Source organism: Streptomyces sp. DG1A-41 (assembly GCF_037055355.1).
Classification (GTDB): domain Bacteria; phylum Actinomycetota; class Actinomycetes; order Streptomycetales; family Streptomycetaceae; genus Streptomyces.
In genome coordinates, this window is record NZ_CP146350.1 from 289,160 (window position 1) to 304,202 (window position 15,043).

Consider the following 15,043-nt stretch of genomic DNA (forward strand, 5'->3'; position numbering starts at 1 on the left):
CCACCACCGGAAAACTGGACGTGGAAGCTACCGCGGCCCTGCGCAAGAGCCCCGCCGAGGGCGGCTGGACCTGTCCGGGCAGGCCCCGGTCCGTCGAGTTCTTCGGCACCCGCGGCCTGGTCGAAATCCGCGGGACGATCGACGGGCACCCGTTCCGCGGTTCGTTCACGCACTGGGCGACGGCACGCACAAGCCGCCCGTGAGAGCCGACGTCCGCAAGGCCATCGGCAAGGAGGAGGGCGACACGGTGACGGTGCGCCTGGAGGAGCCGATCGGCTCCCAGAGCGCGTGACCGGGGGCGGCCGCCCCGGTCGGGCAGGTCGGTTACTGCTTGACGATCGTGTCGATACGGGCCAGTTCCTCCGCCTCGAAGTCCAGGTTGCCGATGGCTCCGACGCTGTCCTCCAGCTGCTGCGGGCTGCTCGCGCCGACCAGCGCGGAGGTGACCCGGCCGCCGCGCAGCACCCAGGCGAGCGCCATCTGGGCCAGGGTCTGGCCGCGCGACTTGGCGATGTCGTTCAAGTCGCGCAGCCGGCCCACCAGCTCCTCGGTGACCGCGTCGGAGTTCAGGAACGGGCTGTCGCTCGCGGCCCGGGAGCCCTCCGGGATGCCGTCGAGGTAGCGGGCGGAGAGCAGGCCCTGCTCCAGCGGGGAGAAGACGATGGAGCCGGCCTGGAGCTCGTCGAGGGCGTCCAGCAGGCCCTCGTCCTCGGGGCGGCGGTCCAGCATCGAGTAGCGCGGCTGGTGGATGAGGAGCGGGGTGCCCAGCTCGCCCAGGATGCGGGCGGCCTCGCGGGTCTGTTCCGCGGAGTAGTTGGAGATGCCGACGTACAGCGCCTTGCCCTGCTGCACCGCCGAGTGCAGGGCGCCCATCGTCTCCTCCAGCGGAGTCTCCGGGTCCGGGCGGTGCGAGTAGAAGATGTCGACGTAGTCCAGGCCCATCCGCTTCAGGCTCTGGTCCAGCGAGGACAGCACGTACTTGCGCGAGCCCCACTCGCCGTACGGGCCCGGCCACATCAGATAGCCGGCCTTGGTGGAGATGACCAGCTCGTCGCGGTAGGCCGCGAAGTCCGACTTCAGGAACTCGCCCAGCGCGGACTCGGCGGCGCCGGGCGGCGGGCCGTAGTTGTTGGCGAGGTCGAAGTGGGTGACGCCGAGGTCGAAGGCGCGGCGCAGGATGGCGCGCTGCGTCTCGACCGGCCGGTCCGGACCGAAGTTGTGCCACAGGCCGAGCGAGAGCGCGGGGAGCTTCAGGCCGCTGCGTCCGGTGCGCCGGTAGGGCATGTCCGCGTAGCGGTCGGGGTGTGCGGTGTACAACGCGACTCCAGAGGGGTTGGCTCGGTCGGGAGGAAACCGATGTCCACTCTGTCGTGACCTGCGCCCATGCGTCCAACAGAAGAATCCGATGGAATTCAGCGGCTACGCTTCTCAGTCATGGAACTGCGCCACTTGCAGCACTTCGTCGCGGTCGCCGAGGACCAGCACTTCACCCGGGCGGCGGAGCGGCTCCTGGTGTCCCAGTCGGGCCTGTCGGCCTCGATCCGGGCGCTGGAGCGGGAGCTCCAGACGCCGCTGTTCGTGCGAACGACCCGCCGGGTGACGCTCACCCCGGCCGGGCGGGCGCTGCTCGGTGAGGCGGAGCGGATCCTGGCGCAGGTGCGCGCGGCCCACGAGGCGGTGGCGGCGGTGCAGGGCGTACTGCGCGGCATGCTCGCGCTCGGCAGTGAGCAGTGCATCGCCGGGGTGCATGTCGCGGGGCTGCTCGCCGCCTTCCGGCATCAGCATCCGGACGTGGAGATCTGTCTGCGGCAGGCCGGGTCGGGCGCGCTCGCGGAGGAGGTCGCGGCCGGGCGGCTCGACCTGGCGTTCGCCGTACGGACGCAGGCGGACAGCGACCAGCTGCGGTCGGTGCCGCTGACCAGCGAGCCGATGACGCTGCTGTGCCACTCCAGCCACCGGCTCGCCGCCGCAGGTGCGGCCGTCACGCCCGAGGAACTGGGCGGGGAGGTGTTCGTCGACTTCCACCCGGACTGGGGTCCGCGCCGCACCACCGACACGGTGTTCGCCGCCGCGGGCGTACGGCGGACCGTGGCCCTGGAGGTGAACGACGTGCACACCCTGCTCGACCTGGTCGACGAGAACCTCGGCATCGCCGTCGTGCCGCGGCACTTCGCGCACAAGCGGGCCTCCCTGACCGCGCTGCCGGTGAAGGGCACCGGCGAGGCGGTCTACGAGACGGTGGCCCTGCTGCCACCCCTGCAGGCCACCAGCCCGGCGGCCCGGGCGCTGATGGCGCTGCTGGAGGCCACGGGCGCGACACCGGGCACCGCAGGCGCGACACCAGGGGCCACAGCCGCGCCACCGAAGGCCGCGGGCACGACACCACGGACCACGGGCGCGCAAGCGGAGACCACCGGCGCGTGAGCCGGGGCGCACGAGGCGCGCCGATGCGCGATGGTGGAGCCATGCATGCGAAGGACATCCTCATCGACGGCTACAACCGCATCCGGGAAGAAGTCCACGCCACCGTCGAGAGCCTCGGGCCCGACGAACTGAGCGCCCGCCCCTCCCCCGACACCAACTCCATCGCCTGGCTGGTCTGGCACCTCACCCGCGTCCAGGACGACCACGTCGCCGACGCGTTCGACCTCGACCAGGTGTGGCTGTCCCAGGACTGGGAGAAGCGTTTCGGCCTCGCCCTGCCCCGCCATGACACGGGCTACGGCCACAGCCCCGCCAAGGTCGCCAAGGTCCGGGTCGACTCCGGTGACCTGCTGACCGGCTACCACGACGCGGTCCACGCGCAGACCCTCGACGCCCTGCGCGGCCTGGCCGCCAAGGACCTGGAACGCGTCGTCGACGAGCGCTGGGACCCGCCGGTCACCCTGGGCGTACGGCTGGTCAGCGTCCTGTCCGACGATCTCCAGCACATCGGACAGGCCGCCTATCTTAGGGGGCTGCTTCAGAACGCGGCCTCGTAGCCGGGCAGGACCACGTCCCGGATGAGCGCGTTCCGCTCGTCGAAGGGGAGGAACGCGCTCTTCAGGGCGTTCACCGTGACCGTCCGCAGGTCCTCGACGGTCCAGCCCGCCTGCTCGACCAGAAGGGACATCTCGCGGGTCATCGTGGTGCCCGACACGAGCCGGTTGTCGGTGTTGAGGGTGACGCGGAAGCCGAGGTCCTTCAGCGCGGTGATCGGGTGCTCGGCGATGGAGGTCGCGGCACCGGTCTGGAGGTTGGAGGTCGGGCACATCTCCAGGGCGACCCGCCGGTCGCGCACCCAGCCCGCGAGACGGCCGAGCTTACCCTCCACGATGTCGTCCGTGATGCGCACGCCGTGCCCGATGCGCTGGGCGCCGCACACCTGAAGGGCCTGGTGGATGCTGGGCAGTCCGTGCGCCTCCCCGGCGTGGATGGTGAACGGCACGTTCTCGCGGCGCAGGTGCTCGAAGGCCGCGAGGTGGTCGGCGGGCGGGAAGCCGTCCTCGGCGCCGGCGATGTCGAAGCCGACGACACCGGCGTCCCGGAACCTCACGACCAGGTCGGCGATCTCCCGGCTGCGGTCGAACATCCGCATCCCGCACAGCAGCGTCCCGACCCGCACCGGCGTCCCCGCGGACGCCGCCTTGGCCATACCGGCCGCGAGCCCCTCCTGCACGGTCTCGACGACCTCGGGCAGGGCCAGCCCGCCCTTCACCATCAGCTCCGGGGCGTAGCGCACCTCGCCGTAGACGACACCGTCCGCGGCGAGGTCGAGCACGTACTCCTCGGCGGTGCGCAGCAGGCCCTCGCGGGTCTGCATGACGGCGAGGGTGTGCTCGAAGGTGGCTATGTAGCGCACCAGGTCGCCGGAGTTGGCGGCCTCGTAGTACCAGGCGGCGAGCTGGCCCGGGTCGGTCGTGGGCAGGGTGTGGCCGACCGCGTCCGCGAGCTCCACCACGGTGGCGGGGCGCAGGCCGCCGTCGAGGTGGTCGTGCAGCACGGCCTTGGGCAGCCGGCGGAGGGTCTCTGTGTCGATGCGGGGCGCGGTCATGTGCGTGTTCCTCGGCAGTGCGTACTGGGTGTGAGCCGGAGTTCCGGTCGGTGGCGGGCTGGAGCAGGTCCCGCGGTTGCCGTACAGGTCCTGGAAGAAGGCGCCGTTCCGGTTGACGGGAGAGGTTATACGTAACACCCGAGGGATGCAAAGCCACTCGCGTCAATCTCTGTACCTACTAGTATGTACGTTCACGGTCGACGCCCCTACGGCTCCAAGGAGAGACCCCATGCCCTTCGTCCGCATAGACACGCTCCGGGCCGGCCCCGAGCGACTCGCCGCACTCGGCCGCGCCGTCCACGACGCCCTCGTGGAAACGATCGGCATTCCGCCCGACGACCGGTTCCAGGTCCTGGTCGACCACGACGGCGCGAGCAGCACCCTGCGGTCCGACGACTACCTCGGCGTGCACCGCGACGACGGCATCGCCTACATCGCGATCACGCTGCGCTCCGGCCGCACGCCCGCGCGGAAGCAGGCGCTGTACCGGAGGATCGCCGAGCTCGCGCACACCTACGCGGGCACCGAGCCGCGGAACGTGTTCGTCGTCCTGACGGAGAACGGACCGGCCGACTGGTCGCTCGGAGAGGGGCGGGCTCAGTACCTCGGCGCCTCGAGGGCCTAGGTCTGCGGCCTACGTCCCCAGCCCGAGGCGGTCGGCCCGGGCCACCCGCTAGCGTCCCGGGCATGAAGATCACCGAGCCACCCCGCACCCCCGAGCAGCGCAAGGCGGACGTCCTGCACCGTCTGGAGCGGGAGATCGACATCTGGGTCGCCACGGCGGACACCGAAACCGTGCCGTGCCTGGTCCCGCTCTGGTTCGTGTGGTACGACGACGCCGTGTGGCTGTGCACACGGCTGACCAATCCCACCGGCCGCAATCTGACGGACGGCCGACGGGCCCGGCTGGCCTTCGGGGACACCCGGGACGTCGTGCTCGTCGACGGTGACGTGGAGACGTTCACGACCCCCGAGGTGCCGCCGGCTGCGGCCGAGGCGTTCCGCGCGAAGACCGGCTGGGATCCGCGCGAGGACCACGCGTCGTACGCGTTCTTCCGGGTGCGGCCGCGGGCGGTGCAGGCGTGGTGCGAGACGCACGAGCTGCCGCGCCGGCATCTCATGCGGGACGGGGTCTGGGTGGTCTGACCGGTCAACCGGCCTTTCGGCGCAGCGCGTTCAGCCGGTCCAGTTCCTCGTCCGTGAGGCGGATCGCGCCCGCCGCCACGTTCTCCACGAGGTGGTCGGGGTTGCCGGTACCGGGGATCGCGAGCACTTGTGGGCCCTGGTGCAGGGTCCAGGCGATGCGGATCTGCGCGGGGCTCGCGCCGTGGGCACGGGCCACGGCTCGCACCTCCTCGTCGTGGGCGGTGGCGGCGCCGCCCTCCGCGCCCTCGCCGGCGACGGCGTAGAACGGCACGAACGCGATGCCCTGCTCACCGCAGATCCGCAGCAGTTCGTCGGTGGCGGGGTCGGGGCGGTCGACGGCGTACCGGTTCTGCACGCAGACCACGGGCGCGATGGCCTGCGCCTCGGCGAGGTGGCGGGGTTCGACGTTGGAGATCCCGAGGTGGCGTATCAGGCCTGCCTCGCGCAGTTCGGCGAGGGCACCGAAGTGCTCGGCGATCGAGTCGTACTTCGGCATCCGGCGCAGGTTGACCACGTCCAGGTGGTCTCGGCCGAGCTGGCGCAGGTTCTCCTCGACGTGGGCGCGCAGGTCCTCGGGGCGGCCCGAGGTAGCCCACTCCCCCGACCAGGTACGGTACGGCCCCACCTTGGTGACGATGACCAGGTCGTCGGGGTACGGCGCCAGCGCGCTGTTGATGAGCTCGTTGGCGGAGCGCAGCGACGAGAAGTAGAAGGCGGCCGTGTCGATGTGGTTCACGCCCAGGTCGATCGCCTTGCGCAGGACGGCGATCGACCGGTCGCGGTCGCTCGGAGTGCCGAGGTGGAAGGCGGCACTACCCGTCAGCCGCATCGCGCCGAAGCCGAGGCGGTGGACGGGCAGGTCGCCGAGTTTCCAGGTTCCCGCGGCGTCCGCGGTGATCGTCCGTGAGCTCATCGACGGAGTCTCACACACACTCCTCGCCGTCAGCAGTACAGATTGCCGCCGGGTGACGTCCCGAGGATCTGCTTGCACCGCTGGCAGTTGTCCACACGGCTCTGCACCTGCGCGGGGTTCTTGCCGTCGCACTCCAGGGAGCCGTTGATGCGGGAGGTTGAGCAGGTCGATGCCGAGCGCGTCGCCCGCGGCACAGCTGGATCGGGCCGCGCCCGTAGTAGGCGGCCTGGCCGGCCGGGCATTCCTGTTCGGGAATATCTGTAAACCGCGCCTCGGTCACGACGAATCGGGCGGCGGACATACGGCGTCTCGACACGGGACCAACTCCTCCGCGGGACAGGGCCGCACCCTGCGAAGGCAGGGCCGAGCACAGGCTTGGCGCAGCCGCGGTGGGGTGTTGGAGGCACACTCCACCGCGTTGATCTGCACCAGCCGAGGGTGTAGACCAGGCCCGCGCACCGGGGTCGCCCCGGGCTCACACGCGTGCCGACTCCGCCAGTGTCGCGGCCAGCCGGTCCAGCAGGGACCGCAGCAGTTCGTCGTCGCCGTCGCCGAGCGGGGGCCAGTCGGCGCGCACCGCGCGGTCGAGCCGCTGCCAGTACTCCTGGCCGCGGGGGGTGAGGTGGGCGAGGACGCGGCGGCGGTCGAACGGGTCGATCCGGCGGTGCACGAGGTTCCGGTCGACGAGCTGGTCGACCAGCTTGGTCAGCGTCGGAGGCGGCAGGAAGGCGGCCTCCGCGATCGCCGTCATGTGGTGTCCCTCGCCGTCGGACAGCAGCGCCAGCACCCGCCACGCGTCGAGCGAGCAGCCCTCCCCCTCCAGCACGGCCTGCAACCGCCGCGCCGCCAGCCGCTCGGCCCGTGTCAGCAGTTGCACCAGGTCGTCGGGCCGGCGTGGGGTCGGGGTGGGCATCCTGCTCCTAGTTCACGAGGTGCGTCCATCCTAGGAGACGCACTGGAGTTCGTCCGGCGGAGCCGGAATCATGACGCCATGTTCCGGCACGACCTCCCCGCGCCCGAGTGGTTCACGGCCGACGACTCCGTGCTCGGCGTGGCGCTCGTCTTCCCCTTGCAGGGGCCGGCCGGGATCTTCGGGCCTGCCTGTGAGCTGTGCGCGCGGCTGGCCGCCGAGGAGGTCAACCGGGACGGCGGCGTGCTCGGCAGGGAACTGCGGCTGGTGCCGGTCGACGGCTCGGGCCCGCCCGGCGACGTCGCCGGCCACGTCGAGGCGCTGGTGGACCTGGGCGTCGTGCAGGGCGTCACGGGCTGGCACATCTCCTCGGTGCGCCAGGTGCTGGCGCCACGGATCGCGCACCGCGTCCCGTACGTGTACACCGCGCTGTACGAGGGCGGTGAGGACACGGCGGGCGTGTTCCTGACGAGCGAGACGCCGCGCGACCAACTGCGGCCCGCGATGGACCTGCTGGCGCACGAGCGCGGAGTGCGGCGGTGGTTCGTCGTCGGCAACGACTACGTCTGGCCGCGGCGTACGGCACGAGCGGCCCGCGGGTACGCGCACGCGTCCGGCGGGTCCGTCGCCGGCGAGGCCTATCTCCCGCTCGGCACCCATGACTTCGAGCCGGTGCTGCGCCGTATCGAGCACTCGGACGCCGACGGGGTGCTGATGCTGCTCGTCGGCAGCGACGCGGTGCGCTTCAACCGGTCGTTCGCGGCGCACGGCCTGCACGCGCGCTGTCTGCGGCTGAGCACCCTGATGGACGAGAACATGCTGATGGCGAGCGGCCCGTCGGCCACCGAGGACCTCTACAGCACGGCAGGCTTCTTCGCCTCGCTGGCCAACCGGGACACCCTGGACTTCCACGGGCAGTACGCGGCCCGCTACGGCGTCGAGGCACCCGCCCTCGGCAGCCTCGGCGAGTCCTGTTACGAGGGCGTGCTGCTGCTGGCCGCGCTGCTGAAGCGGGCCGGCACGCTGGAGGTGTCGGCGATCGGGGCGGCGGCGGGCGCGGTGTCCTACGAGGGCCCGCGCGGACTGCTGCACCTGCGGGACAGCCATGTCCGCCAGCGCATCTACCTGGCGCGTGCCGACGGGCTCGACTTCGACGTGCTGACGGAACTGGACCTGCGCGGCGCGCGTCCTTGACGGGTTCGGGCACCCGACACGCCCCCGGGTCGACACCCCGCACCGCGGGGACGCGAGAATTTCTCGCATGAGCTCCGCACCCCTCGCCTCCCCGCCCCACCCCCTCGTCACCCGCGCCCAGCGGCTGGCGCAGGATCTCCTCGTCCCGCACGCGGAGCGCGTCGACCAGAAGGGGGTGCCGGCGAGCCACATCGAGGCGGTGAGGCGGTCGGGGCTGCTCGGGCTGGGCGCGCCGAAGGAGTACGGCGGGGCGGACGCGCCCGTCGCCGTGGCGCGGGACGTCGCGGAGATCCTGGCCGGGGCGTGCTGCTCCACATGGTTCGTGCAGACACAGCACCACACACCGGTGAAGCTGCTCGCCACATACGACTCACCGGCCCGGGAGAAGCTGCTGCGCCCGCTGGCGACCGGCGAGTCGCTGGCCGGCATCGCGTTCGCTCACGTCCGCGCCTTCCCCCGCGTGCCCGTGCGGGCCGTGCCCCAGCGGGGCGGCTGGCGCTTCGAGGGCACGGTGCCCTGGTACACGGGCTGGGGTCTGAACGACGTCATGCTGCTGGCGGGTGTGACGGACTCGGCCGAGGTGGTGTTCGTCGTCGCCGAGGCCCGCGAACAGCCCGGGATGCGCCCGTCGGCGCCGATGCGGCTCGCGGCCCTCACCGCCGCTCGTACGGTCTCCCTGGAGCTGGACGGCCTGTGGGTGCCGGAGGAGGCCGTCGTGCTGCGCACCTCGCGGGAGCAGTTCGCCCTGGTCGATCTGCCCAGGGCCGCCAACACCAGTCCGGCCGTGTTCGGGGTGGCGAGCGCGGCGCTGGACCTGGTGGACGACGCCCCGGACGGCCGGGAGCCGGCACGGTCGCTGCGGGCCCGGCTCGACGAGGTCCGGCGGGAGGCCTACGCCCTGGCCGACCACCCTGTCCCGCACGAGGGCGTCCCGGAACGGCTGGCTGTGAAGGCACGGGCGTACGACGTGCTGCGGGCGGCCACGACCGCGGCGATCGTGGCCGGGGGCGGCCGCTCCATGGCCCTGGACAGCCGGGCGCAGCGGCTGGCGCGCGAGGGGATGTTCCTGCTGGTGCAGGCCCAGACGGCCGAGGCACGCCGGAGGCACCTCGACGCGCTGGCGTCCGGCTAGCCGAGCCGGGGCTGCGCCGGCGGCTTGGCCGCGCGGGGCGGGATCCGGCCGCAGAACTCCGCTTCTATCACGTTGACGTAGAGCGACGGGTCTGGGAGCCAGTCACCGTTGATGTTGAACGTCAGCTGGTGCTTCCCGTCCTGTGTGCCGACCATCGCGGACAGCGAGCCGTTCGTACGGCCGCTCTTGCCCACGACCTTCACGCCGCAGGACAGCTGCGCGAACTCGACTCCGAGTCCGTACCCGAGCCCGCCCCCCCGCGGGGACCTCGTCGAGCATCTCCGCCATCTGCCTCGGGGGCAGCAACTCGCCCTTGATCAGAGCCCGCTGGAAGCGGTTGAGGTCGCCGCTGGTGGAGATGACATCGCCGGCCGCACCCAGCCAGGTCATGTTCTGTTCGGTGGCGTCATGGATCGGGGCGTCCGGGGCGTCCTGGTGGAGCCGGGAGTAGCCGACGGGGTGGGGTTTCGGCATGTGGGGTGACGTGCCGGGGAACGACGTGCCGCGCAGCTTGAGCGGCCGGATGATGCGGCGGGTGCTCTCCTGCGCGTACGAGCGGCCCGTCGCCTTCTCGACGACCATCTAGGCGATGACGAAGTCGGTGTTCGAGTACACCGGCGTCGTCTCGGCATCCGGCAGCGGCGGGTACGTCGGCGCGATCGCCACGAGTTCCTCGGGCGTATGCGTGTCGTACCGGTGCTCCGGAAAGCCGGGACCGGCGGCGTCGTGGACGAACACGGGGTCGTCGGTGTAGTCGGCGATGCCGCTGGTGTGGTTGAGGATCTGCCGGAGGGTGATCCGATCGCCGTCGTAGCCGTTGCCCCGCACCAGGCCGGGCAGCCTTCGCTCGACGGTGTCGTCCAGGCTCAGTCTGCCTTCCGCCTCCAACTGGAGCAGGACGGTCGCGACGAACGTCTTGGTGATGCTGGCCCCGCGGAAGTGGTCGCCTGGAGAACGCTCGCGACCCGTGCCGGTGTCGGCGTGTCCGGCCTTTGCGAACCAACTCCCCTCGGCGTCACGGACCTTGGCGGCCACCCCGGGCAGTCCGCCCTTCTCGACCAGATCACGCAGTGCGGTGCGGGTCGCCTCGTGCTGCGACGGTGCCGCGTGTGCGGACGGGGCGAGTGCCGCCGTTCCGGCGGACAACGCCACGGCCAGGCCGATCGAGACGGTGCGTGAAGCCCGCTGCTTCATGGGTGTGTGCCTCCCGTCACCGAGGGGCAGGGCTTGCCCCTCGGTACGGATGACGCCCAACGCGGGCTCCGAGGTTGATCGTTGGGGACGCGAGGCCGAGGTCCTAGCTCGCGAACGGCGCGAGCACGGCGGGTTCGGTGGGTTGGGTGGGTCGGGTGGGCGCGCCGGGCGCGGTGGGCGCGGTGGCTGCGTCCCCCTTGCCCGCGGGGTGCCGCCACAGACCTGGTGCGGCGGGGCGCGGCAGCACGCCTTCGCGGCCGCCGTGCAGGGCGAGCATGCGCCGCTGGCCCTCGGACTCGCTGCGGGCGAGCCCGGCCTGCACCGACGCCACGGTCTCCGGGTCGAATCCGTCCAGCAGCCGGCTCGCCTCGTCGGCGTGCCGGGCGGCGATCTCACCGGCGATGGGCGAGGAGCGCCGAATTACACCTGGGGAACGGGGTCGGGGACGCGGGCGGGCGTCGCGTCCTGCACCCGGAGGTGCTCACCGTGCGGGCCGACGGTCCTACCGTGCCACAACTCCCCTACGACGTTCAGGAGTTCACCGGTCCTGCGGTACCGGCCGTCCTTGTCGGGGAAGTCGCCGAAGGCGCGCTGTTCCTGGTCCTCGCCGCCGGTGACGACGTTGAGCAGCAGCCGTCCGCCGGCCTGCCGCTGGAAGGTGGAGGCCATCTGCGCGGCCAGGGTGGGCGAGATCGATCCTGGATTTCAGTCGCTGATGCCGTTCAGTCGTCGTCCGACGGAACCACCACGAGGAAGGCGTCCGACTCGAGGTCCATCACGACGGTGGCCGGCTCGCCCTCGGCGCGGCGGCGCGCCGCGTACTCCTCCGCCGGCCATGATCCGCGCGGAGATCCCGCGGGGAACCGCTCCAACACCTTCGCGCCGATGGCCGTAGACACGTCCGCTGCCCTCCCCTGTCCCGCGCCGCTCCCGGCGACGTCGATCGGTCTGTCGTACACATCCGCTTGCCCCCGATCCGCCGGGACATGTACCGCCCGGTAGAAGTTCACACCTCTACCAGACTCTACACATAAAGAAAAAATAAGAGCAGAATGAACTTACGTGGCGTTTACCGCACACCCCACCAGACGCGGTCGCCCTGCAACGAAGGAGACGAGTCATGGCCAACGTCTCACCGACCAGAGGTGACATAACCAGCCACCCTGATGCCTCCGAGATGCGGGATCGGTACGCCCGTGTGCTCGGTGGTCGCGATGTGGCGCTCGTTGACGGACCGGTGTTCCTGCTCGGTCTGTACTGCGCGGCCTCCCCGTGGATAGTCCACTACACGACCAGCCAGCCGCCGCTCGTGACGCACAACCTGATCATGGGCATCGCCATCGGTCTGCTGGCGCTCGGGTTCACTCGCGCTCCGGAGCGTATGTACGGCCTGAGCTGGGCCATGTGCGCACTCGGGGTGTGGATGATCATCTCGCCGTGGGTCGTCGGCGAAAGCCCGGACACCGGCGTCGTATGGAACAACATCATCATCGGTGCACTGGCCGTGATTCTGGGTCTGGTGTGCGCCGGCACGGCGGCGAAAGCCTCCAAGAGGTCCTAGACCCACCGCGAGGAATCCGAAGGCCGGTCCGCGATCCGGACCGGCCCCTTCATGTCCGCACCGGAGTGTCCCGGCCGTCAGGGGGCACACGCACTACAGCGAAGGTCGTGAGGAGAAGGGGCGGAGATGGAGATCGACGGCATCATCAGTGCCATCGTGATCGGCATCGTCATCGGCGTCCTGGGCCGGCTCGTGGTCCCGGGCCGTCAGCGGATCGGCATTCTGTGGACGATCCTCGTCGGCATCCTTGCCGCGTTGGTCGGCTCCGCGATCGCCTCCGCGTTCGACGTCGCCGACACAAAGGGCGTCGACTGGGTCGAGTGGCTCATCCAGATCGGCCTCGCCGCGCTCGGCGTCGCCGCACTGGACCGCTCGAAGGCCCGCCGCTGACGGCGTAGGACAGCGACGGCGCAGCGACAGCACGGCAACAGCACGTGCGCGGCACAAGGAGACACCCGGCACCCGGCGTGCCGTGGCCCGGAGGCCCGGCCCGCCGGACCCGTGCCGGGCCGTGCCACCGCCAAATCCGCCCCCACGGCATCAGCGGCCCGCCGACCGCGAAGCGGCGAGCCACTCGCGGCTGGAGGGGTACTGCGGCGTCCAGCCCAGCTCGCGTTCCGCCTTGGCGCAGGACACCACCAGCCGCGAGGACATCACCGTGTGCGCGTACGACATGGGCTTCATCAGCCACAGCGGTACGGTCATCGGCTTCGGCAGTCCGTACGCCCCGGCCACGCTCTCGACGTGGGCGCGGAAGCCGAGCGGGGTGCGGTCGGCGATGTTGCAGGCCTGACCGGGCCGGCCGCGTTCCACGGCGGCGACCACCGCGCGGGCCGCGTCGGTGAGCTCCACCCATGGCAGCACCCGGCCGCGGTCGGGGGGCAGGGGCAGTTGCCGCCTGCGCAGCAGGGGCAGCAGGGCGTCGGTGCCGCCAGGGCCGTAGAACAGGCCGAAGCGGAGCGCGACGCCCTCCAGCCCCTCCGCCTCGGAGGCGAGCCGCTCCTTGGTCCGCATGGCCGCGATGTGCCGCTCAAGCTGCGGGGTCCTGCCAGGCGGGCCGAAGGGGTCGTCCTCGGTGACCGGGCGGTCACCGTGGTCCCCGTAGCCGTAGCCGAAGACCATCGATTCCACGACGAAGCGGCGGGCACCGGTGACGCGGGCGGCTTCGACGAGGTGGGCCGTGCCCTCGGTGCGCAGCGCGTCGGTGGCGAACATGCCGCGGTCTCGCATGGGGGGCTTGCGCAGGGCGGTCGCGGCGTGGATCACGGTGTCGAAGTGGTGCCCGTCGACGGCGCGCAGCAGCGCGTCGCGGTCCATGAGGTCCGCGCGGATGCCGTTGTCCGCGCTCCGGCCGAGTCCGGTGACCTTGTGGCCCGCCTCGGTCAGGGCCCGGGTGATGTGCCGGCCGAGGACACCGCTCGCGCCGGCGAGGAGGATGCTCTGGTTCTTCTGGTTCGTCGTCATGACCGTGCGACGGATCGGGCGGGCGTGGATGTGACATCCGGGCGGGGACGGCCGGCCTGCTACGGCGTGTACACGTACGGCGTCGTCGTGGTCAGCGGTGTGAAGCCCAGGCGTTCCAGGATGGGGCGGCTCTGGCTGGAGGCGTCGACCTGGAGGTAGCGGTAGCCGCGTGCCGCGGCGGCGCGGGCGCGATGGGCCACCAGGGCGCGGTAGATGCCGCGGCCGCGCCAGCCCTCGACGGTGCCGCCGCCCCACAGGCCGGCGAACCGCGTGCCGGGCACGAGTTCCATGCGGGCCGCGCTCACCGGCTCGTCGCCGGCCATCGCCACGACGGCGACGACGGTGTCCGGGTCGGCCGAGAGCCGGGCGAGGAGCTGGTGCCGCAGCCAGGAGCTGTCCGCGCCGAAGGCCTTCTCGTGGACGTCGGCCACGAGATCCACGCCCGTCGGGTCGGTGACCGGCTCCACGCGGACGCCCTGCGGCGGTTCGGCGTCGAGGGCCGGCTCGCCGACCTCGCCGATCATCAGCGTCTCCTCGGGCTCGGGCGTGAACCCGGCCGCGCGCAGCCGCTGCCCGAGGTCCGCCGGCCGGTCGTGTCCGTACAGCTTCCACTCGAAGGCCAGGCCGAGTCCGGTGTAGTGGGCGATCTGCTCGGCGATCGCCGCGTCCGCCGCCGCCTCGTCGAAGGCGGACCACAGGACGCCGTTCCACTCCTGCCCGGTGGCGACCTGGCGCACCACCTCGCCGGCCCGCTCGACGCGGGCGCCGGGACCATCCGGCCGCGCCTGCTCGCGCAGCTCACGGTCGAACAGGGCGAGCAGCGCGGTGTGATCCATGTGAGTCATGGGCACACCCCAACACGCGCCGGGCGGCCGGGCAACGCGTTTTCCCGTGCGGCCGTACGCCCCGGCCGCCGTACAGTCCTGCTGATCACGTCGTCACCAGGAAGGGCCCGGCACCATGGTCGTGAAGGACACGGAACTGCCGTACCTGCGCCGCTGCGTGGAGCTCGCGGCCGAGGCGCTCGCCGCCGGGGACGAGCCGTTCGGTTCGGTCCTGGTGGGCGGGGACGGCACGGTCCTCGGCGAGGACCACAACCGGGTGGCCTCGGGCGATCGCACGCGGCACCCGGAGTTCGAGCTGGCGCGCTGGTCGGCGGCCCGTCTCACGCCCGAGGAGCGGGCGGCGGCCACGGTCTACACGTCCGGCGAGCACTGCCCGATGTGTGCGGCCGCGCACGCCTGGGTCGGTCTGGGACGCATCGTCTACGTCGCCTCGTCGGAACAACTCGCATCCTGGCTGAGCGAGTTGGGGGTCCCCGCGCCGCCGGTGCGGACACTCCCCGTCCACGAGGTCGCACCGGGCGTAGTCGTGGACGGTCCGGTACCCGAACTGACGAAACGGGTGAAGGAGTTGCACGCACGGTTCCACCGGGGACGCGGCTGAGAGACCCGGGCGGTCCCGGCCCGTCGGGCACCCCCTCCATCGGGGCCTCG

16 protein-coding genes and 4 pseudogenes are annotated in these 15,043 nt (G+C 71.8%); 10 read left to right on the forward strand and 10 right to left on the reverse strand.

The window, feature by feature from the left end; translation table 11 throughout:
• Nucleotides 1-14 precede the first annotated feature (14 nt).
• A pseudogene (locus tag V8690_RS01465) lies at nt 15-292 on the forward strand (DUF1905 domain-containing protein).
• A 32-nt stretch (nt 293-324) separates the two neighbouring features.
• Here the strand turns inward: V8690_RS01465 and mgrA are convergent.
• Nucleotides 325-1,317, reverse strand: a complete 993-nt coding sequence (mgrA, locus tag V8690_RS01470; protein WP_338775480.1) for an L-glyceraldehyde 3-phosphate reductase — start codon at nt 1,315-1,317, stop codon at nt 325-327.
• Between the two features lie 117 nt (nt 1,318-1,434).
• Between mgrA and V8690_RS01475 the strand changes: the two genes are divergently transcribed.
• Both V8690_RS01475 and V8690_RS01480 read left to right on the forward strand, forming a co-directional pair.
• Nucleotides 1,435-2,424 (forward strand): LysR substrate-binding domain-containing protein, encoded by a 990-nt coding sequence (locus V8690_RS01475; protein ID WP_338775481.1) that lies wholly within the window; start codon nt 1,435-1,437, stop codon nt 2,422-2,424.
• 41 nt (nt 2,425-2,465) lie between these two features.
• A complete protein-coding gene (locus V8690_RS01480; RefSeq protein ID WP_338775482.1) occupies nt 2,466-2,981 on the forward strand; it encodes a DUF664 domain-containing protein in 516 nt (171 codons plus the stop codon).
• Here the strand turns inward: V8690_RS01480 and V8690_RS01485 are convergent.
• The gene (locus tag V8690_RS01485; protein WP_338775483.1) at nt 2,963-4,033 is read right to left on the reverse strand and encodes an adenosine deaminase; all 1,071 of its coding nucleotides are present in this window, start codon (nt 4,031-4,033) and stop codon (nt 2,963-2,965) included. The two genes, V8690_RS01480 and V8690_RS01485, sit on opposite strands and share 19 nt — an antisense overlap.
• Nucleotides 4,034-4,262: 229 nt before the next feature.
• On the opposite strand from V8690_RS01485, the gene V8690_RS01490 reads away from it, so the two are divergent.
• Both V8690_RS01490 and V8690_RS01495 read left to right on the forward strand, forming a co-directional pair.
• Nucleotides 4,263-4,658, forward strand: coding sequence for a tautomerase family protein (locus tag V8690_RS01490; RefSeq protein WP_338775484.1), 396 nt, complete (start codon nt 4,263-4,265; stop codon nt 4,656-4,658).
• 62 nt (nt 4,659-4,720) lie between these two features.
• Complete coding sequence (locus V8690_RS01495; RefSeq protein ID WP_338775485.1) at nt 4,721-5,179, forward strand: pyridoxamine 5'-phosphate oxidase family protein; 459 nt, start codon at nt 4,721-4,723, stop codon at nt 5,177-5,179.
• A 4-nt stretch (nt 5,180-5,183) separates the two neighbouring features.
• On the opposite strand, the gene V8690_RS01500 is transcribed toward V8690_RS01495, so the two are convergent.
• From V8690_RS01500 to V8690_RS01510, 3 genes and pseudogenes are all read right to left on the reverse strand, one after another.
• Nucleotides 5,184-6,092 carry an oxidoreductase gene (locus tag V8690_RS01500; RefSeq protein ID WP_338775486.1) on the reverse strand — a complete coding sequence of 303 codons (909 nt, stop codon included), beginning with the start codon at nt 6,090-6,092 and terminating at the stop codon, nt 5,184-5,186.
• Between the two features lie 29 nt (nt 6,093-6,121).
• Nucleotides 6,122-6,333, reverse strand: a pseudogene (locus tag V8690_RS01505) (chitinase); the annotation flags it as partial.
• A 234-nt stretch (nt 6,334-6,567) separates the two neighbouring features.
• The gene (locus V8690_RS01510; protein WP_338775487.1) at nt 6,568-7,005 is read right to left on the reverse strand and encodes a MarR family transcriptional regulator; all 438 of its coding nucleotides are present in this window, start codon (nt 7,003-7,005) and stop codon (nt 6,568-6,570) included.
• Nucleotides 7,006-7,083: 78 nt separating this feature from the next.
• Between V8690_RS01510 and V8690_RS01515 the strand changes: the two genes are divergently transcribed.
• Nucleotides 7,084-8,196: a substrate-binding domain-containing protein gene (locus V8690_RS01515; RefSeq protein ID WP_338775488.1), complete on the forward strand. Its 1,113-nt coding sequence runs from the start codon at nt 7,084-7,086 to the stop codon at nt 8,194-8,196.
• Nucleotides 8,197-8,263: 67 nt separating this feature from the next.
• Complete coding sequence (locus V8690_RS01520) at nt 8,264-9,328, forward strand: acyl-CoA dehydrogenase family protein (protein WP_338775489.1); 1,065 nt, start codon at nt 8,264-8,266, stop codon at nt 9,326-9,328.
• Here V8690_RS01520 and V8690_RS01525 read toward each other — a convergent pair.
• The 3 genes and pseudogenes from V8690_RS01525 to V8690_RS01535 form a co-directional block, all read right to left on the reverse strand.
• Nucleotides 9,325-10,522, reverse strand: a pseudogene (locus V8690_RS01525) (serine hydrolase domain-containing protein). The gene V8690_RS01520 and the pseudogene V8690_RS01525 overlap by 4 nt on opposite strands.
• Before the next feature lie 103 nt (nt 10,523-10,625).
• Nucleotides 10,626-11,224 (reverse strand): annotated as a pseudogene (locus tag V8690_RS01530) (LLM class flavin-dependent oxidoreductase); the annotation flags it as partial.
• A gap of 20 nt (nt 11,225-11,244) precedes the next feature.
• Entirely contained in the window at nt 11,245-11,421 is a 177-nt protein-coding gene (locus V8690_RS01535; RefSeq protein WP_338775490.1) for a hypothetical protein, read from the reverse strand.
• Between the two features lie 221 nt (nt 11,422-11,642).
• Here V8690_RS01535 and V8690_RS01540 point away from each other — a divergent pair, with 221 nt between their 5' ends.
• Both V8690_RS01540 and V8690_RS01545 read left to right on the forward strand, forming a co-directional pair.
• Entirely contained in the window at nt 11,643-12,083 is a 441-nt protein-coding gene (locus V8690_RS01540; RefSeq protein ID WP_338775491.1) for an SPW repeat protein, read from the forward strand.
• A gap of 126 nt (nt 12,084-12,209) precedes the next feature.
• Nucleotides 12,210-12,473 (forward strand): GlsB/YeaQ/YmgE family stress response membrane protein, encoded by a 264-nt coding sequence (locus V8690_RS01545; RefSeq protein WP_338775492.1) that lies wholly within the window; start codon nt 12,210-12,212, stop codon nt 12,471-12,473.
• A gap of 150 nt (nt 12,474-12,623) precedes the next feature.
• On the opposite strand, the gene V8690_RS01550 is transcribed toward V8690_RS01545, so the two are convergent.
• Both V8690_RS01550 and V8690_RS01555 read right to left on the reverse strand, forming a co-directional pair.
• Nucleotides 12,624-13,547: an NAD(P)-dependent oxidoreductase gene (locus V8690_RS01550; RefSeq protein ID WP_338775493.1), complete on the reverse strand. Its 924-nt coding sequence runs from the start codon at nt 13,545-13,547 to the stop codon at nt 12,624-12,626.
• 59 nt (nt 13,548-13,606) lie between these two features.
• On the reverse strand, nt 13,607-14,383 hold the full coding sequence (locus tag V8690_RS01555; RefSeq protein WP_338785203.1) for a GNAT family N-acetyltransferase: 777 nt from the start codon (nt 14,381-14,383) through the stop codon (nt 13,607-13,609).
• A gap of 124 nt (nt 14,384-14,507) precedes the next feature.
• Between V8690_RS01555 and V8690_RS01560 the strand changes: the two genes are divergently transcribed.
• Nucleotides 14,508-14,993: a nucleoside deaminase gene (locus V8690_RS01560; protein ID WP_338775494.1), complete on the forward strand. Its 486-nt coding sequence runs from the start codon at nt 14,508-14,510 to the stop codon at nt 14,991-14,993.
• Nucleotides 14,994-15,043 lie beyond the last annotated feature (50 nt).

Coding starts and splice junctions, on each gene's coding strand:
- V8690_RS01475 (WP_338775481.1), top strand. CDS start 1,435: ATGGAACTGCGCCACTTGCAGCACTTCGTCGCGGTCGCCGAGGACCAG.
- V8690_RS01480 (WP_338775482.1), top strand. CDS start 2,466: ATGCATGCGAAGGACATCCTCATCGACGGCTACAACCGCATCCGGGAA.
- V8690_RS01485 (WP_338775483.1), bottom strand. CDS start 4,033: ATGACCGCGCCCCGCATCGACACAGAGACCCTCCGCCGGCTGCCCAAG.
- V8690_RS01490 (WP_338775484.1), top strand. CDS start 4,263: ATGCCCTTCGTCCGCATAGACACGCTCCGGGCCGGCCCCGAGCGACTC.
- V8690_RS01495 (WP_338775485.1), top strand. CDS start 4,721: ATGAAGATCACCGAGCCACCCCGCACCCCCGAGCAGCGCAAGGCGGAC.
- V8690_RS01500 (WP_338775486.1), bottom strand. CDS start 6,092: ATGAGCTCACGGACGATCACCGCGGACGCCGCGGGAACCTGGAAACTC.
- V8690_RS01510 (WP_338775487.1), bottom strand. CDS start 7,005: ATGCCCACCCCGACCCCACGCCGGCCCGACGACCTGGTGCAACTGCTG.
- V8690_RS01515 (WP_338775488.1), top strand. CDS start 7,084: ATGTTCCGGCACGACCTCCCCGCGCCCGAGTGGTTCACGGCCGACGAC.
- V8690_RS01520 (WP_338775489.1), top strand. CDS start 8,264: ATGAGCTCCGCACCCCTCGCCTCCCCGCCCCACCCCCTCGTCACCCGC.
- V8690_RS01540 (WP_338775491.1), top strand. CDS start 11,643: ATGGCCAACGTCTCACCGACCAGAGGTGACATAACCAGCCACCCTGAT.
- V8690_RS01545 (WP_338775492.1), top strand. CDS start 12,210: ATGGAGATCGACGGCATCATCAGTGCCATCGTGATCGGCATCGTCATC.
- V8690_RS01550 (WP_338775493.1), bottom strand. CDS start 13,547: ATGACGACGAACCAGAAGAACCAGAGCATCCTCCTCGCCGGCGCGAGC.
- V8690_RS01555 (WP_338785203.1), bottom strand. CDS start 14,383: ATGGATCACACCGCGCTGCTCGCCCTGTTCGACCGTGAGCTGCGCGAG.
- V8690_RS01560 (WP_338775494.1), top strand. CDS start 14,508: ATGGTCGTGAAGGACACGGAACTGCCGTACCTGCGCCGCTGCGTGGAG.